The 18,923-nt window shown below is 38.3% G+C and carries 14 protein-coding genes; 7 read left to right on the plus strand and 7 right to left on the minus strand.

The genetic code is table 11. The annotated features are described in order from the left end of the window. Positions 1 to 45: 45 nt before the first annotated feature. The 4 genes from K2F26_RS22055 to K2F26_RS22070 form a co-directional block, all read right to left on the minus strand. Positions 46 to 600: a shikimate kinase gene (locus K2F26_RS22055; protein WP_194056669.1), complete on the minus strand. Its 555-nt coding sequence runs from the start codon at positions 598 to 600 to the stop codon at positions 46 to 48. Positions 601 to 1,037: 437 nt separating this feature from the next. Continuing rightward, positions 1,038 to 1,697 carry a LapA family protein gene (locus tag K2F26_RS22060; protein WP_220609498.1) on the minus strand — a complete coding sequence of 220 codons (660 nt, stop codon included), beginning with the start codon at positions 1,695 to 1,697 and terminating at the stop codon, positions 1,038 to 1,040. A 115-nt stretch (positions 1,698 to 1,812) separates the two neighbouring features. Further along, positions 1,813 to 2,433, minus strand: coding sequence for a flavin prenyltransferase UbiX (locus K2F26_RS22065; RefSeq protein ID WP_194056665.1), 621 nt, complete (start codon positions 2,431 to 2,433; stop codon positions 1,813 to 1,815). Positions 2,434 to 2,640: 207 nt separating this feature from the next. Continuing rightward, positions 2,641 to 4,995: a ribonuclease R family protein gene (locus tag K2F26_RS22070; protein WP_220609499.1), complete on the minus strand. Its 2,355-nt coding sequence runs from the start codon at positions 4,993 to 4,995 to the stop codon at positions 2,641 to 2,643. A gap of 877 nt (positions 4,996 to 5,872) precedes the next feature. Between K2F26_RS22070 and K2F26_RS22075 the strand changes: the two genes are divergently transcribed. From K2F26_RS22075 to hpnH, 5 genes are all read left to right on the plus strand, one after another. Further along, complete coding sequence (locus K2F26_RS22075) at positions 5,873 to 6,067, plus strand: hypothetical protein (RefSeq protein ID WP_220609500.1); 195 nt, start codon at positions 5,873 to 5,875, stop codon at positions 6,065 to 6,067. 500 nt (positions 6,068 to 6,567) lie between these two features. Continuing rightward, the gene (locus K2F26_RS22080) at positions 6,568 to 9,366 is read left to right on the plus strand and encodes an efflux RND transporter permease subunit (RefSeq protein ID WP_220609501.1); all 2,799 of its coding nucleotides are present in this window, start codon (positions 6,568 to 6,570) and stop codon (positions 9,364 to 9,366) included. 587 nt (positions 9,367 to 9,953) lie between these two features. Next, positions 9,954 to 13,400 (plus strand): class I SAM-dependent DNA methyltransferase, encoded by a 3,447-nt coding sequence (locus K2F26_RS24995; protein ID WP_246605450.1) that lies wholly within the window; start codon positions 9,954 to 9,956, stop codon positions 13,398 to 13,400. 717 nt (positions 13,401 to 14,117) lie between these two features. After that, positions 14,118 to 15,101 (plus strand): hopanoid-associated sugar epimerase, encoded by a 984-nt coding sequence (gene hpnA / locus K2F26_RS22090; RefSeq protein ID WP_220609502.1) that lies wholly within the window; start codon positions 14,118 to 14,120, stop codon positions 15,099 to 15,101. A 67-nt stretch (positions 15,102 to 15,168) separates the two neighbouring features. Then, positions 15,169 to 16,185, plus strand: coding sequence for an adenosyl-hopene transferase HpnH (hpnH, locus tag K2F26_RS22095; RefSeq protein ID WP_220609503.1), 1,017 nt, complete (start codon positions 15,169 to 15,171; stop codon positions 16,183 to 16,185). Positions 16,186 to 16,340: 155 nt separating this feature from the next. On the opposite strand, the gene K2F26_RS22100 is transcribed toward hpnH, so the two are convergent. From K2F26_RS22100 to K2F26_RS22110, 3 genes are all read right to left on the minus strand, one after another. After that, a complete protein-coding gene (locus K2F26_RS22100) occupies positions 16,341 to 16,892 on the minus strand; it encodes an ATP-binding protein (RefSeq protein WP_220609504.1) in 552 nt (183 codons plus the stop codon). Positions 16,893 to 16,986: 94 nt separating this feature from the next. After that, entirely contained in the window at positions 16,987 to 17,481 is a 495-nt protein-coding gene (locus K2F26_RS22105; protein WP_220609505.1) for an ASCH domain-containing protein, read from the minus strand. Next, complete coding sequence (locus K2F26_RS22110) at positions 17,471 to 17,683, minus strand: hypothetical protein (RefSeq protein ID WP_220609506.1); 213 nt, start codon at positions 17,681 to 17,683, stop codon at positions 17,471 to 17,473. Before K2F26_RS22110 ends, K2F26_RS22105 begins: the two co-directional genes overlap by 11 nt. Before the next feature lie 303 nt (positions 17,684 to 17,986). On the opposite strand from K2F26_RS22110, the gene K2F26_RS22115 reads away from it, so the two are divergent. Together K2F26_RS22115 and K2F26_RS22120 are read left to right on the plus strand one after the other, a co-directional pair. Further along, entirely contained in the window at positions 17,987 to 18,358 is a 372-nt protein-coding gene (locus K2F26_RS22115; protein ID WP_220609507.1) for a DUF2237 family protein, read from the plus strand. Positions 18,359 to 18,504: 146 nt separating this feature from the next. Further along, positions 18,505 to 18,657 carry a hypothetical protein gene (locus K2F26_RS22120; RefSeq protein ID WP_220609508.1) on the plus strand — a complete coding sequence of 51 codons (153 nt, stop codon included), beginning with the start codon at positions 18,505 to 18,507 and terminating at the stop codon, positions 18,655 to 18,657. The last annotated feature ends 266 nt before the right edge of the window (positions 18,658 to 18,923 follow it).

Genomic DNA, 18,923 nt, shown 5'->3' on the forward strand with positions numbered 1-18,923 from the left:
TGATCAAAACATGAAAATACCCTAGCATCACAAAATATCCTCAGATCAATTTTGATGTTGAACATCTTGAGTTTTGAGAACACTAGGTATTGCTGCTAGTATGCTTGCCACAATTTGTTCTGGGGTTTGCTCCTGGGTGATGGTAATATGTAAGTCAGCTTGGGAGTAAAGCGGTTGACGTTGTTCAAGGAGCGATCGCAATTTACTTTCAGGATTAGAATCTTGTAAAAGTGGTCTTGTAGTGTCTTCTAACAACCTGTGAAAAATTGTTTCCACGCTGCAATCTAACCAAACTATCAACCCATGATGTAGATAACTCCAGTTTTCTTGTCGCAGGACAATACCCCCACCAGTAGCTATAGTTAATTTAGTATAAGCACAAACCTGAGCTAACACATCACTTTCCAACTGCCGAAACGCCGCTTCACCTTCATCAGTAAATATATCATTAATGGACTTACCAGCAGCTTTAACTATGACATCATCAGTATCTATAAAACCATAACCCAATTCCTGAGCCAGTAACCGCCCAACTGTGGTTTTACCAACACCCATCATCCCAATTAAATACAGGTTGACTCCTCTTAATAAATTACTCATAACTTACTCACCAGTCTCTTGACTCCAATTAATAACTTTTACATTTTATAGGAAAGAGGCGGAAACCCCTACAGACTAAACCCTACCTCCTCTACCCCTTTCATTTTCTTGGATATATAAGACTCCTATTTGATGATTGAACAAAACCCAGTACATACCGAAACTCTTCTTACCTGTTCCCTGTTCCCTGTTCCCTGTTCCCTCTCCCAAATATAAAATGTATTTTGCACTACTACTTAAATATGGTTGTTGAAATAGCTTTTAAAACACAATAAAAGCTTAACTTTTTGCGTTCATAATTTTGTTTTCGACTGTTACGTGGTCGTTAAAAGCATAAGTTTTAATTGACCGTTTATGTCATTTAATTATGCTACTTTTTGAAATACGGAATCTGGCTTAAAGCAGACCGAATCACAAATTTCTGTGTCATAAACTTACTAGCGAGGGCGTTCATTGTTATCATCAAAATCTTCCTCTTCATCTTCAAAAAAACCCCAATCATCATCACTTTGATCAGTAGTTGGGGGTTGATAAGGAGGGATAATTACTCGGTAATCAGCATCATAAATTGATTCGGTTTTTCCTACACCAGTATTTTTCGGTGATTGAGAACTGTAGGAGTAAACAGAATCAGACTGAGATACATTTTTCCGAGCTTGCTGATTTGGGTAGGTTTTCGGCCTTGGTGTCTGTGCTGGTTCTGCAAAATCCCAATCATCACCTTGATTGGGATCTGTTTCCCAATCATCAAATTCGTTACTGGTAGTGTAATCTGTTTCATCAACTGACCTGCGTGGACTGCTAGGTTGTGGTATAGTTTCTTCCCTGGCACTGGTTTTAACACGGGGTGCTGTTGTCGTTGATTTGGATGCCGATGCCTGTGGAGTAAAATAATTAGTAAATTTAAACAAGGTGGTAATTAAGAAAGATGTTACACCACCAGCAGCAATGCTAAATAAAATCCATAAAGCCAGTGGTAATGGTTGAGTCCGCATCCCCAAAAATACTAAGGGGAGGGCAGGAGAAAAATTTTGAACTAACAATAGTGTTAGTCCCCCCAGCACCACTACCAATAAAATTACACGAGTTCCAGCCATTTTTGTTATTAGTTATTAGTTATTAGTTATTAGTCATTAGTCATTAGTTATTAGTTATTAGTCATTTTTATCCAATCACTAGTCCCCAGTCACCAGTCCCCAATCCCCAGTCCCCTTAAAGATGACCTTCCCAGCGTTGAATGGGAATACAATCAATATCTAGTTGATCTAAAGCACGGGCTACGACAAAATCAACTAAATCTTCAACTGTTTGGGGGTTGTGATACCAGGCGGGAATGGCGGGAACAACTCTCACTCCTGTTTCTGCCAAGGTTGTTAAGTTCCGCAGGTGAATCAGGCTAAAAGGCGTTTCTCTGGGAACAATCACCAGTTTACGCCCTTCTTTGATCTGTACATCTGCTGCCCGTTCTAGTAAGTCTGAACTTAAACCCACTGCTAGTTTAGCTACTGTACTCATGCTACAGGGGATAATGATCATCCCCAAAGTTTTGAACGAACCACTAGCAATACCAGCGCCAACATCACTCCAAGGATGACAGCGTAGTTGACCAGATAGGGTTACTCCGGCTTGATTTCGCCAAAATTGCTCTTGTGCTTCGGGATCTGCTGGCATTCGGATATTTTGCTCTGCTTGCCAAACCATGTAAGTTGATTTGGATGCAACAAGTTCAATTTTATACTCAGCTTCTAAAAGAAATTTAAGAGCGCGAATGGCGTAAATCAGTCCGGATGCACCTGATACGCCTAAAATAAGTGGTTTACTGTTATTGGACACGAAAATACCCAGAAAATTTACCAAAGAAGAATTCAGGAGTCAGGAGTCAGGAGTCAGAATGAATTCTGTGTAACTGGTGGATGAATCGGGGTTTAAAGCCCCCGGATTTATCCGTGAAGAAAAGAAAAAATTGTCGCGCGGTTGTTACCCCTGACTATGCCTACGGCACATCTACGACGAACAGGCATGGGGTATTCTGACTTCTCTTCATTCATCTTCACTGTAGGGATCTAAATCAAAAGATTTGATGTGATTTGGTAAGTAAATATCTGTGCCATCTTCATTAGCCACACTTATTCCTGATCCTTTGACCATACCATCAGCGCCAACTGTGACTAAATCAATTTGTTGACGGTAGTAGTCTACACTTTTGACTTGTACGGAGACGCGATCGCCTAATCTATAGGAAGCGCGATTTTTTCGCCCAAATAGTGCTTGTTGTCTAGCTCGATATTCATACCAATCATCTTTCAGTGAACTGACGTGAACTAATCCTTCTACCCGCAAAGGTGTACTCAGTTGAGAGCCTATTTCTGACTCTGTAGCTGGAACTTCGATTTCTACAAAGAAACCGTAGGATTGAACGCCTGTAATCACACCGGGAAAAACTTGACCGATGCGCTGTTTCATCAGTTGGGCTTTTTGTAGTCCAGCTAAATCGGCTTCAGCTTCTTGAACTTCTTTTTCTCGGTCATTAATCTGGACAAGGACTCTATTTAAATCGCTTTGTAGTTCTTGTTGTAGTTCTGGTGGGAGAACGTTCCAGTTAATTTCCAAATGAGAAGAAGAGTGACGCAGGTTAACACGCTCTTTAACACGGGTGTTGCGGCGATCGCGCCCATATTCCAATAAGGCATGATATACCCTTTGCATGAGTAAGTCTGGGTAACGCCGCAAGGGTGAGCTTATGTGAATATACTGTGGTAGTGCTAAACCAAAGTGAGATCCTTTGGTGGTGCTGTACATAGCAGGTTTGAGAGTATCTTGCAGCAGGTAGGTGAGAACTTGCTCAGATGGTGATTCAGCGAAAATACCGGTTAATTGCTGATAATCTAGGGGTTGAATTTCTAACTCTGGATCAAGAGTTAATTCCACACCTAAATTAATTGCCAGTTTCAGCATTTCTTGGACATCTTCTGAATCCGGTGTACCTTGAACTCGCCAAATAGCGGGAACTCCCAAGGCGCTGAGGTGATCTGCCATTAGTTCATTTACCATCAGTACAAACTCTGTTAAGAGCGATCGCACTGATGAGTCATGAGGTACTACCGCCCCCATATTACCTTCATCATGATAAGGATTTTGACTAGGTGGTAGATTCAACTGCAAGCTACCGCGAGATAACCGAGCTTGTTTGACTGCTCTGGCTAAAATTGCCAAATCACGTAATATCTCTCTACTTTCAACAGATGCTTTTGTTGATTCACCATTGAGTATTGCTTCCGCTTGCTCTTTGCTTACAGCCGTATCGACATTGATCACACTCGGTTGAATTTCCCACTCGATCACTTCTCCCAACTGGGGATCAATGGTGATGACAAAGGAGAGAGCTAGGCGATCGCTGTCCGGTATTAATGAACAACATTCCCGTACCGCATCAGGTAACATCGGCAAAATTAAATCTCCGAGATACACTGACCTGCCCCGCTTGAGTGCTTCTCGGTCTAATATCTCGTCAGCCTGAATAAAGTCAGATAAATCAGTGATATGAACAATTAACCGCCAGGCTTCACCAGGGTTTTTCTCCAAGCTAAAAGCATTTTCTACTACTCTATCGTCACCGTTTACCCCTTCTATCGTCAGAGTAAACAAATCCCGTAAATCTACGCGATCTTTTAAATCTGCTTTCAACAGCTTTTTAGGTAATTTAGCGGCTGCATCCAAGACATTTTCTGTAAAAGTCCGAGACAAATCGTGTTTGCACGTTACCAAGTCTATATCAGCAGCGGCTTCAGCATCGCTCCCCAGAATTTGTACCACCCGCCCCAAGGGTGGATACTGAGCTAAGGGATAACGCAGGACTTCCACATGAGCTAGGTGGTCGATAGCTGCTTCTAAGTTAATGCCATTGGTGAGCAGTTTCAATTCAAACAGCAAACGATCATCCAAAGGTACAGCACGGAAACCCCCTTCTACTTGCTTAATCCGTGCTAGTAAAGTGTGATTAGAACGCTCCAGAATCAACTTTACCTCACCTTCAGGAGAACGGCGACGACTACCTTCTTTTAGGACTCTCACCAAAACGCGATCGCCATTCCAGGCATTACTGAGATGGCTTTCCCGGATATAAATATCCTCTGAGGCTTCCACATCCTGAATTGCAAAACAAAACCCCTTACTAGAACAGCGGAGTTTCGCTTCAATTAGCCCCTCTTCTGATACACGACGATACTTACCCCGTTCTTTGACTAACAATCCAATTTTTTCCAGCACCTCCAAGGCAATGTGAAGTTTTTCCAAACTATCTTCATTTTCACAACCTAGTTTTTTTTCCAAAACCTTCCGAGCTACCAATTTATCATCAGTAAAATTGGCAAGAAGTGTAGCGATTGAAAATTCCATGCAGTGAACCGACCTTTGGTCAAAACATCATTTTTCGTGTAATCTGGTTCTTCCGCTTTACTAAACTTACTCAAATCTACCTAAAGATTTGCAGTTAGCTTCCTGCTTCACTTGAAGAGTGACGGCACTTACTTAATCCACAGGCTTTCGGTTTGGACAAAGCTTGCCCTACCTTAGAATTTTAGGATTTTCCGGCTTGGTTATCGCCTAAAAGGTATTTTAGATGAACTAATTTACCTTTTTCAAAACCTTTTTTACTTAAATTTGAGTAAATTCAAGTATACTTAGGTAAAATTTTGAGTTCAGTTGTTAGCTCTGTATCTCCTCACAGCCAACAGACACTTGTTGCCAACGAATTACCCTAGAGTGGTCTCTCGTAGATAAGACAAGGCAGCACAAGTTCCTTTCAGAGCGAGGCTCTGCTCGGAATTCTCACTGCACGACCAGAATTCACTTGGGTTCAACCTTCTTCACCTAACCAATCTTACACAGCACTCCTGATACTCGATTTCCACCTGATAATTACGCAAGGGAATTTTGAGAGATTTGGTTTACAGAACTCTTCAATTTCCACTAGCTGATACAAAAGGCAAGTAACAGATGTTTGATTGTCTAGATTTCAACAGGTACTACCATGAGAATCTGAGTTTTAACTAGGAGACACAGCCGATTAACCTAATTTTCCCTTCTGTAGAATCGGTAACAATCAGGTAAACAGCTGAACAAGCAATGAGGGCGAACCTTATCTTTACTTTATTATTGTAGATTTAGAGCGCACTTCCAGAAAATACTTTTAGATATCTAGTTGGGTGATTAGTATAGCATTGAAAGGAAGACACCTGATTCAGTCAGCAGTAGCTCAAATTTTCTGCAAATTATGCACAAATTAGTTGCTGCTACAATCGTGACTGATGATCATAGCGCAAAAAGTCGTAGGGGCGAAGCATTGGGAAAACAACCTTGGACAAAAATTGATAATTTATCGCCCGAATGCTTCGCCCGTACAGGAGTCAAGATTCAAGAGTCAGGAGTATGGCTTCGCCACGCTTGGCTATCAGGAATTACCAAGTAGTTAAATATCTATATAAAATCAAACAAATCTACAAAGTATAAATAAAGTAAAACAGACAGGACTTACGCAAAAGGGAACGAAAGTAGGGGTAATTCATGAATTACCCCTACGCAAGAATAAGGTTTTCAGTTACATCTTGCGTAAGTCCTAACAGATTGAGATGGGTGTAAATATGATTTTGGCTCAGTTATCGAGATTGTATCCTCATGGAAGTATTATTTCTGAAGTAACACTATAAGTTAAAACCCTTATTCTAGCGTTATTCTCGGTTCTCTCACAGTCACTTCGATGGTAAGTTGAGAGAAAAATGAGAGAAAAAAATAGCAGTGCTGATAGCAGTCAACTTGGTAAGTGATACAGAATTTATATAGTAGATACGTACTAATTGTTCTCTCAAAATAATAATGTTACAGTGATACTTGAGAGAAAACCGAGAGAATATGACACTAACTAGGTTGAGTGAATATCACGAAAGTTAGACAGTGTAAGGATTATAGAAAGTGCATAGTGTTAATAACTCAAAATCCGCACGCGAAATTTTGAATATCTCCAGATGGGCAATTAAATTTTCGTGGTTGACGGTGTGTTTTTGGATCGGGGTGACAGTAGCGGGTATTTTAGCTTTCAGTTCCCTCAAATACGCCCTATTCCCTGATATAACTTTTCCCGTGGTGGTGATAAATGCTCAAGCACCACTAACTTCGGCTTTAGATACAGAAGAAAAGTTAACTAAACCAATAGAAGAAAGCCTCAAATCCTTGGCAGGTCTGGAAAATATCCGTTCTTCCAGCTATCCGGGGCAAACTGCTGTAAGCTTGCTGTTTACAGTGGGTACAAATTTAGAAACTTCTACGGAAAATACTACAACTGCACTCAAGGGTTTAAAATTGCCGGCAGGAGCTAATTATAAGATTATTCCTTTAAACCTGAATGAGTCATCAGTCATTAGTTATGCTATTGAAAGCGAGTCCAGAAGTTTGGATGATTTGCAGAAATTGGCAGATGAGAAAATTGTACCTGCGATCGCCAAATTACCAGGAGTTCTCAAAGTCTCACTGCTCGGCGCTCCACCAAAATCACCTCCTCTCAATGCTACCAATGCCACTGCGGCTTTACCTCAAGGAGCAGGAAATTTAGTTAGATTTAATGGTCAAGATGTACTAGCTTTTCAAGTCGTTAAACGTGGTGATGCTAACACTTTAGAAGTTGTCAGTCGTGTAGAACAGGAAATACAAAACCTGCGCTCTACTTTAAAAGATGTCAAACTCACCCTAGCTGCTACCCAAGCAGAATATATCCGCCAAGCTACCAAGTCAACTATAGATGCGTTGATAGAAGCGATCATTTTGGCAATTGTCGTCATTTTCCCATTTTTATGGAGTTGGCGAGCGACTTTAATTTCTGCTTTGGCTATTCCCACATCTTTGTTAGCAACGTTTATTGTCATGGCCTTTTTTGGCTTTAACCTGGAAACTATTACGTTGTTAGCTTTGGCTTTGGTTATTGGTAGTGTGATTGATGATGCCATTATTGATGTGGAAAACATTTTACGGCACATTGAAGACGGGCAAAGTCCCCGTGAAGCTGCACACTCAGCTACCGATGAAATTGGTTTAACAGTAGTTGCTACTACTGCTACTGCTGTGGCGGTTTTCTTACCTATTGGTTTGATGGGTGGAGTCGTTGGGCAGTTTTTCAAGCCTTTTGGGATTACTGTTTCGGCTTCTTATATTGCTTCTACATTGGTGGCGCGAACTTTATCACCAGTTTTATCTATTTATTGGCTCAAACCAGTTAAGAAAAATTCCCATAACAAAGAATTGAACCACGAAGGGCGCAAAGAACACGAAGAAAAGAAGGTTTCAGAGGGTTCTTGGGTGGGTTTAGCAAATATTGGGGTTTATTTTACTCAAGCTTATCGCAATTTATTAGCTTGGTCTTTGAATCACCGAAAAATAGTTATTGCTTTAGCTGTTCTCAGTTTTGTTGCTGGTATTGCGCTGACTCCATTTATTCCCAAGGGTTTTATTCCTAAGTTAGATCGGGGTGAATTTAATATTACTTATACTGCACCTTTGCCGAAAATCCATGATTTAGAAGCGTTACAGCAGTTAAGAAGCAGGGGAGCAGGACAGCAAGGGGGAAATAATTTCCCAGTCCCCAGTCCCCAGTCTCCAGTCCCCAGTCCCCAGTCCCCAATACCTATTCCTAACCCTCTCAATGATTCTTTGGAGGTGGCGAAAAAACTGGAAGCGGAGGTGAGAAAATACCCAGATGTGGAAACTGTGTTTACTACGGTTGGTTCTCGTGGAGGTGAACCAAATAAGGGTACTCTCTATGTGAAACTGAAAAAAGACCGCACAATTAAAACCGCAGAATTACAAGATCAGTTGCGGCAAAGTTTGCCTAAACTTCCTGGTGTGTCTACCAGTGTGGAAGATATTCAATTTGTGGATACTGGTGGAGAAAAACCTTTACAAATAGCACTTCGCGGTAATGATCTGAAAACTCTCCATGAAGCGGCTGAAAAAATTAAGGACCGCATTACTAAAATTCCTGGTTTTGCAGATGTGACGGTGACAGGTGAAAATAATACTCCAGGTCAGGTTTTGCAAATTGAACGACTGAACCAAGAACGGGTAGCTTATATCAGTGCTAACTTGGGTCAGGATTTAACTTTGGGTAATGCTACAGATAAAATTGTGGCGGAAGCTCAAGATATTTTACCTGCTGGTGTGACTATAGATTTAGGTGGAGATTCTGCTCGACAAAATGAAGTTTTAAATAGTTTTATTTCGACTTTGATTTTATCGGCGTTGTGTATTATCGTCGTGTTGATGTTACTGTTCAAAAGTTGGGTAGATCCTTTGGTGATTGGTGCTTCTTTACCTTTAGCTGTGGTGGGAGCAATGTTAGCTTTACTCTTGACTAAGAGTGATTTTGGCATGATTTCTTTGATTGGTTTTGTATTTTTGTTAGGACTTGCTAATAAAAATGCCATTTTGTTGGTAGATTACATTAATCAATTACGTCTCTCAGGTTTGGAACGCACGGAAGCTATTCTTAAAGCTGGTCCTGTGAGACTCAGACCGATTATGATTACTACTGTTTCTACTCTGTTGGGGATGTTACCTATCGCTTTAGGTTTTGGTGCGGGTTCTGAGTTGCGATCGCCTATGGCCGTTGCTATTGCTGGTGGTTTGATAACTTCTACTATTCTCAGTTTAATTGTTGTTCCTGTTGTCTATGCTATTTTAGATGATTGGTTTCCCAGAAAGAAGTTTGCAGTAAATAGGTGACAGGTTACAGGTGACAGGTGACAGGTGACAGGTTACAGGTTACAGTGTTAGATCCTCGATTTTTTCAAGAAGTCGGGGATCTAATATGTGTTATGATTTTTATTGTCTGATAGCGTAGCGTGGCGTTAGCCATATCAGGATGTCCAGGATTTTAGGATTTACAAGATTTACAGGATTTTAGTCGTTGCAATTTCTCAGGACATCTAAAGATTAAAAAAAATTCAAAATTAGAAAAAAAAATTCGATTTTTTGGGGTTCACCCCGTTGACTTTTTCGCCTAGACTTGATATTCTGATAATGGGAATGCCTGCATTCAAAAAAATTTTGCTTACACTCCATTATATTAATATGACTATCTTACCACATCTGCCCCGCCCCGAACCCTAAAAAAAAGAAATTTTTTTCAAAAAAACTTATAGATTTTCAAAATCTAAATAACTTAAACTTATGATTTGTGTAAAACCTAAGTTTTTTGCTACATCCTGTAAATCTTAAAATCCTGTAAATCTTAAAATCCTGGACATCCTGATGCAGACAAAAATCTTGTAAAATATTGATTTTCATAACAATTAATATACCATTTTGCCATGAAAAATGAAGATCGTCAACGAGTAGAAATATTCCTCAGAAAGTGGAAAGGTTCGCAGGGTAACGAAAGAGCAAATTATCAGAGTTTCTTTTTAGAACTTTGTGATGCTCTGACGGTAGAACGTCCAGCACCTAAAGGAAGTATACCAGGCGATCGCTATTGTTTTGACAAAGACATCAAGATATTTAACAAAGATGGAGAAACTACCAACTTTGCAGACTTCTACAAAGAAGGACATTTTTTAATAGAAGCTAAACAAGGGGGAAATGCAAATAAACGGGGTACTGCTAAACGCGGAACAAAAACCTATGATATAGCGATGGAAAAAGCGTTTTATCAAGCTCAAAGTTATACACCTTTTCTACCAAGTAAACCACCCTTTTTAATTACCTGTGATATTGGTTCACATTTTGAAATTTGGATGAGTTTTAGTGGTAATTATGGTGGTTATGGTGCGCGGGAAAAAATTAATCTTGATCAGCTTTTAGATGAGAAAGTATTTAATCGTTTTGTTGCTATATTTAATGATCCGCAAAGTTTAAACCCGGAAAAATATCGAGCGCGGGTAACAAGAGAAGTTGCGGATACCTTAGCTAAATTAGCGAAATGGTTAGAACAACAAGGACACCAACCGCAAGAAGTCGCAAATTTCCTGATGCGCTGCATTTTTACCATGTTTGCAGAAGATGTGAAATTATTGAAAGGGGATGTTTTTACTAAAGCTTTAAAAGAACGTTGGTTGGTTGAACCCAAGACATTTAAAACCCAGATTGAAAGACTGTGGAAAGTCATGAATACTGGGGGAGAATTTAACTTTGATGAAATCCCCCAATTTAATGGTAGCTTTTTTGCTGATGCGACAGCTTTTGATTTACCAAAAGAGCAATTAGAGGTTTTATATGAAGCTGCAAATAAAGATTGGACAGAGGTAGAACCGGCGATTTTTGGGACATTATTAGAAAGAGCTTTAGATAGTAAAGAACGTAAAAGTTTAGGAGCGCATTACACACCCCGATCCTATGTTGAACGGTTGGTGCGTCCGGTGGTAATAGAACCTTTAAGAGAAGAATGGTTATTAGTTGAATCTGAGGTTGATCGGTTTTTAACGCTCAAGGAAAAACAGCAAAAACCGACAAAAGCACAAATAGAAAAAGCTGAAAAAGAGATTAGGTCATTTTTAGAGAAATTACAACAAATTCGCATTCTTGATCCTGCTTGTGGTTCGGGTAACTTTTTGTATGTGACGTTAGACTTGCTGAAAACATTGGAACAAGAAGTACAGATGCGGTTGCTGGATGTTTTGGGAAAGGTGACAACGAATTTATTAGAGGAATTTGATCCGCGTTTAGCAGGAAGAAAACAGGTAAACCCCTCACAATTTTTAGGGATTGAAATTAATCCTAGAGCGGCCGCTATTGCAGAGTTAGTAATTTGGATTGGTTATTTACAATGGCATTTTAAACGCTATGGAAGTACACCACCACCAGAACCGATTTTACAGGATTTTCATAATATTGAATTTCGGGATGCGGTGTTAGATTATGATGGGAAGGAGTTAGATATTGATACTAAAACGGGTAAGGTGAAAACTCGTTGGGGTGGAAAAATGATCAAGCATCCTGTGACGGGTGAAGATGTTCCAGATGCGAGTGATCAAATTCCTATTTATCGTTATCTTAATCCTCGTCCTGCTATATGGCCAGATGCAGATTATATTGTTTCTAATCCTCCTTTTATTGGTAAATTATATATGATTGAAAATTTAGGAGAAGGTTATGTAAAAACTATGCGTAATACTTATAAAAATGAAGTTCCAGATAGCTGTGATTATGTTATGTATTGGTGGTATAAGGCTGCAAAATTAACCGCTACCCAAAAAATTAACAGATTTGGTTTTGTTACCACTAATAGTATTACACAAACATTCAATCGGAGAGTAATTAGTGATGCTCTTACCTCAACACAACCAATTCATTTAATATTTGCAATTCCAGATCATCCTTGGGTTGATACTCAAGATTCTGCATCTGTAAGAATTGCAATGACATCAGCAGCTTCAGGAAATGGAATTGGCAAATTATCTTTAGTAACATTAGAGAAAATTAACCCGATGGATGGTATAGCTGAAATTGAAACTATTACCAGTCATGGTTTAATTCAATCAGATATAAGAATTGGTATAGATATTGTTGGAGCTTTTTCATTAAAGTCTAACTATGGCCTTGCGGGGATGGGTGTCATGTTAGGAAATCGGGGGTTTTTAGTTGATGATAGTTCTGAATTAGAAAATAATCACCCATGCTTACGCTCTATAATTAATGGCAATGATGTACTCAAAATTCCTCGAAATTTACAAGTCATAGACTTTTTTAATCTCAGTATAGCTGAAGCACAAAAGCAAGCTCCTAAAGCTTTTCAACAAATATTGTTAAAAGTCAAACCAGAACGAGATACGAATAATCGTAAAACAAGAAAAGATAATTGGTGGTTGTTTGGGGAAAATATGCCTAAAACTCGTCAAGCTATAGCAGGTTTAGACCGTTATATTGTAACTGTAGAAACTTCAAAACATCGTGTTTTTATTTTTGTAGATAGTCAGGTTTTAGCAGAACATAAGTTAGTTGTCATTGGATTAAGTGATGCTTATTATTTGGGTGTTTTATCTAGCTATATTCATGTAATTTGGGCTTTAGCGTCTGGTTCTCAGCGTGGAGTAACTCCTGTTTATCCAAAATCTATTTGCTTTGATAAATTCCCTTTCCCAAATCCTACACCAGAACAGAAACAGAAAATCCGAGAATTAGGAGAAAGATTAGACTCCCACCGTAAACGAGTACAAACACAACATCCCGAAATCACAATTACCGGAATGTATAACCTGCTAGAAAAACTCCGCAAAGGTGAAACATTTACCGCAGCAGATAAAGCATATAACAATAAAGCCTTAGTTTCCACCCTCAAACAAATTCATGATGAATTAGATAACGCGGTTTTTGATGCTTATGGATGGCAAGATTTAAAAGATAATCAAAAAACAAAAGCCGAAATTGAAGAAATAATTTTAGAAAGGTTAGTTGCGCTCAATGCTGAACGTGCAGAAGAAGAACGTCATGGTATAATTCGCTGGTTGCGTCCTGAATATCAAGCACCAAAGGAAGTTACTCAACAGGTACTAACGGAAGTTATGGAAACAGAAGAAACTGTGATTATTCCCAGCGAACAAAAAACATTTCCCAAACAACCAAAAGACCAACTTGCAACTATCCGCGACTTACTCCGCACCAATACCAGCGAGTGGACAGTGGAACAAATTGCTGCTCAATTTAAAAATGGTGGAAAATACAAAAATGCCATTGCTGAAAATGTGGAAAGATTAGAATGGTTTGGGATTTTAATCTGTAGAGAAACCGGAGCAACCAAACGCTGGCAATATGTGGAAATATAGGAAAATGTCTGATAGCGTAGCGTGGCGTTAGCCATATCAGGATTTCCAGGATTTAAGGATTTACAGGCTGGTTGGTTTGTGGTATGATTTTATTGTCAGAATCAGGATGTCCAGGATTTAAGGATTTACAGGATTTTAGTCGCTGCAATTTCTCAGGACATCTAAAGATTAAAAAAAAATTAAAAAATTAAAAAAAATTCGTTTTTTGGGATCTAAACCCGTTGACTTTTTTTTCTAGACCTGATATTCTGATAATGGGAATGCGTGCCTTCAAAAAAATTTTGCTTACATTCCATTATATTAATAAGACTATCTTACCACATCTGCCCCGCCCCGAACCCTGAAAAAACAAAATTTTTTTCAATTTTTCTTATCAAAAATCAAGAATCAATAAACTAAACTTATTAAATATAGAAAGTGCCTGTATTTTTTGAGGATAAATCCTGTAAATTTGGGAGATTCCAATTTTGCATAAAGAAACGCAGCCACACCAAAAACTTTCTGAAACCCTCTTACCTTTGTGTCCTTTGCACGCCAGTTGCTACAAGTCGGCAGAGCCGCCCAACGCACTGGCTCGCCTTTGCGGTTCAATCATATCAATCCTTGGATCATTTTATTTCCCCAGATAAAAACAAATTTACACATTTGGGATGCTCCCCTGAAAATCCTGATTCTGACAATATTAAAATAGCATATTGAGGAGTGAGAGGTTATTTAATGCGGGCTTTTGTGACTGGTGGTACAGGATTTGTAGGTTCTCATGTGGTGCGATCGCTGTTACAAGAAGGATATAAAGTTACAGCATTAGTACGTGGAAGTAGCAACCTGGGAAATCTGCGAGGATTAGAAATAGATATAGTCAAAGGTGATTTAAATGACCCGCATATCTGGAAACAGATGCAAGGTTGTAATTATCTTTTTCATGTAGCTGCCCATTATTCCCTATGGCAAAAAGATCGGGATTTACTGTATCGTCATAATGTGGAAGGTACACGGAATATTTTAACAGCAGCGCAAAAAGCCGGAATTGAACGTACAGTTTATACCAGTTCTGTAGCAGCTATAGGAGTAGGAAAATCTGGTCAAGTTGTGGATGAAACTCATCAGAGTCCTGTAGAGAAATTAGTGGGAGACTATAAAAAGTCTAAATTTTTGGCTGAACAAGAAGCAAAGGAAGCTGCAAAACAAGGTCAAGATATAGTGATAGTTAATCCTAGCAGTCCTATTGGACCATTGGATATCAAACCCACACCCACCGGTGATATTATTCTGCGGTTTTTGCGGCGACAAATGCCGGCTTATGTGGATACAGGTTTAAACTTTATTGATGTGCGAGATGTAGCGAGAGGACATTTACTAGCTTTGGAAAAAGGAAAAAGGGGCGATCGCTATATCTTAGGAAATCAAAATCTCAGTCTCAAACAACTGCTAGAAATACTATCCGACATCACAGGATTAAAAGCACCGCAAATATCAGTTCCCGCTTTTTTACCATTGAGTGTTGCTTGGATAGAAGAGAAAATTCTTGCACTGATAGGGAAAACACCCACAGTTCCTATAGATGGTGTTCGCATGGCACAGCAACCAATGTATTATGATGCTTCCAAGGCCATCCGCGAACTTAGTCTACCTCAGTCTTCTTTGAAGGTAGCACTCAAAGACGCTGTTGATTGGTTTGTTTCTAATGGTTATGTCAAATAAGTTCGTAGTCAGCACTTAAGTGCTGACTACAAACGATGTGGTGTTATTAAGAGAGGAGAATAATTAAATGGCGATTAATGTACAACAAGCTATAGACATCGGTAAATATTTAGTTACACAACGTCTGTTAGGACGTAAACGCTTCCCTCTGGTTTTAATGTTAGAACCTCTTTTTCGTTGTAACTTAGCTTGTTCTGGTTGTGGAAAAATCCAACATCCTACAGAAGTTCTCAAACAAAATTTGACTCCAGAACAGTGTTTTGCAGCAGTAGAAGAATGTGGCGCACCTGTGGTTTCTATTCCTGGAGGAGAACCATTATTACATCCACAAATTGATGAAATTGTTAAAGGTTTAGTAGAACGCAAGAAATATGTTTACTTGTGTACCAATGGTTTGTTATTAGAAAAGAGTCTCCATAAATTTCAACCTTCTCCTTATCTAACCTTCAGTGTTCATCTTGATGGAATGCGGGAATGGCATGATAAATGTGTAGACAGAAAAGGAGTTTTTGATGTTGCTGTCCAAGCGATTCGTGCTGCTAAAGCCAAAGGTTTTCGTGTCACTACTAACTCGACTATTTTTGAAGGTTGTGATGTCAAAGAAATGCAGGAGTTTTTTGATTTTCTCGATACTTTAAAAGTTGATGGGATGATGATTTCTCCTGGTTACAGTTATGAATGGGCACCAGATCAAGATCATTTTCTGCAAAGAGAACAAACCCGCGCTTTATTTAGAGAAATTCTTGCACCTTACACTTCTGGGAAAAAGAACTGGAACTTTAATCACAACCCCTTATTTTTAGATTTTCTCATTGGTGAGAAAGACTATGAATGTACTCCTTGGGGTAGTCCTAGTTATAGTGTTTTAGGTTGGCAAAAACCTTGTTATTTGTTGAATGAAGGTTATTATCAAACTTTCCAAGAATTGTTAGATGAAACTGACTGGAGTAAATACGGACGCGCTAGTGGTAATCCTAAATGTGCTGATTGTATGGTGCATTGTGGTTATGAACCAACCGCAGCGATGGATGCTATGCAACCGCAAAATATAGCTCGTTCTTTGACTACTGTTTTTGGTAGATGATAAGTTGAGAATGTCAGAATCAGGATTACCAGGATTATAGGATTTACAGAATTAAGGATGAATTTATTACTGAATCTTGTAAATCTTTAAATCTAGGAAATCCTGATTTTGATTCATCTGCTATCTATAAATAATAGCTAAGAAGAAAAACAAATTTATTCACATACATCTTGAGTAACTAAACCTTCAACAAAACTGTATATGTTTTCTTCACTTTCACTAACGTTGCACATTAGATAGGGAATGTTTAATTTATCTCTGATGTACTGGGAGTAATAAATTTCCTGTTCCTGAAAAGAGCGCAGCAAAGCTAAATCATGTTTAATACTATCTCTTAAATTTAAACGATTATAAATATTTTTGGGTTCGTCAATCAACAGAAGAATAGCACTTGGGCAAATACCTTGATATGTTGAGTAGGGAATTTTAGTTATTTCATTTTTCGTATTTAATAAACCAAAATGTCCATCAAGCAAATACCATTTTTCACTCTGAAAATATTTGTTGATTGCTGTGACTAGATAATCCTGGTTTTCAGCAACATTTTCAACTTGTTTATTACAAAGATGTTCCTCAACCTTTTCTTTAGCAATTAGATTGCTTGCCGAAAAATGTTCGATATTATATCTTGATTCTATCTTTTTACAAAGAGTTGTTTTACCAACACCATGAATTCCACCGACAAAAATGATTTTACGGTTTTCCATATTGTTTATCTCATTTTTTACAACTAAGGTTGTTTTTCATTGAGTTTATTTTATTTACCACCAAGAATTTAATAATATTAATCAAATCTATCTACTAAGCAAATAAACTCAATTGTTCACCTAGTCTGCCTTGCTCCATTAACTGATGCCTTCCCTTATTAAGTGCATCAATCCATTCTGAATGAACATACCAATTATTACGCCAATTGATGGTGGCTTGTGGTGGAATAAAATTAGGGCAAAGTTCGTTTATTTCTTTCAGAGAAATTGAGGGGAAAGAAAAACTCTGATATATAAAAGTACCATAAGCCAATTCACATTTGTCAAAATATATATCATAAAAATCTTTGTCTACTCCTAGAATGTGGTGATATTTACTCCACATTTGAGCAACAGGTAAACATAAAGTTTTATCCGCAATAAAGCCTCCCTTTATCATAGAATATGGTGTAGTTTCGTACAAAAGAATTAAATCACCTAATTCAAGACCAATTGAACGTTTTCGTAACTCGATTTTTTTACTGCCGTCAATAATAAGTTCAGCATAAATTCGCTTAATACTTAATGCTTTGATATATTTAGCCTGCATAAATACCTCCTATTTCAACAGCTTTTTTGTAATTTTCTAAAGAAAGGCGGTGCATTGTTTGTGGTGGTCCTTTCAGAATATCATTAATGCGTAAGTCATTGAGATTAACTGCTTGACGAAGTGGCATTAAGAAATCGAACTCAATTGCGTGTCGTTCTTGTTTTTCAGTACCAATTTCTTCCAAGGTGAGAATACCCTTCATACCTAATTTTCCATAGCTTAGACCCAAAAAAATATTACTAATTATACAGCTAATAAATGATATCATAGAATCTCTAACCGTTTCACCCTTCCTTTTTGATAGCGTACTTTGTCACGCCTTGATGATCATCTATTGTTGCTTTTCTGATGGTAATATTTGACGGGTTCATTTTTTCAATGTGATTGGATATTTAGGAAATTCAAATTTACAACCTAGACTATAGTAATAATACATGGTATCATAAAATAATTCCATTAATTTTATGTACATATATATATCTGAGAAGCAAAACAATCTAAAAACATGACAGAAGCTAAAAACGTACTCGGTACAAAACTAGAACTTTGCTGCACATCTCCCATGACTGGGTATTACCGCGATGGTTTTTGTAACACAGGAGGGCAAGATTTTGGGATGCACGTTGTTTGCGCTCAAGTAACAGCAGAATTTTTAGAATATACAAAATCCCAAGGCAATGATTTAAGCACACCTGTACCTTATTTTAATTTTCCTGGTTTAAAACCTGGAGATTGTTGGTGTTTATGTGCAGCGAGATGGCAAGAAGCTTTAGAAGCGGGTGTTGCTCCTCCAGTAGTTTTGGAAGCTACCCACTCTAGAGCTTTGGAAGTTTGTAATTTAGACGATTTACAAAAACATCGGGTAATTCGGAATTAGCTTTTTTTCCATTCAATTAAAAAGCCTCTGATTAAGAGGCTTAATTAATAATTATTACAGCGATTTTCAGGTAAATGAATAAGATTTTTTCTCACGCAGAAGCGCAGAGGCACAGAGAGAAATCAATTTGAATTTAAACAAATAAATTGAGTGTAATTACTGCTAAAACTCCAGCTACTACTGATGCAACTAGGGAGACGAAAGCGGCGTTAAATAACCACCAAGCTGCATCAGCAATGGCTTTTTTACTGTCAATTGTTTATTTTTTTGCATTTGCTCTAATTTTTCGTCATAAATGAGTTCTCTCCAATGTTAAAAAAATCAATGCAGCTACACTAAAAACTCCCTACAACTCTCTTACCTTTGTGTCCTTTGCGCCCTTTGCGGTTCAATCATATCCAGTTCCTTGGATCATTTTATTTCGTTAGATAAAAATAAATTTACACATTCCGGATGCTCCCTTAAAACACAGTTAACACTTACCCAGCACCAGTAGTAGAACAAACAACACAAAAAGCTGAACGTTTAGCGGCCAAACTGCGAGAATTGAATATTGATGCAGACA

The organism is Sphaerospermopsis torques-reginae ITEP-024 (assembly GCF_019598945.1).
GTDB lineage: Bacteria > Cyanobacteriota > Cyanobacteriia > Cyanobacteriales > Nostocaceae > Sphaerospermopsis.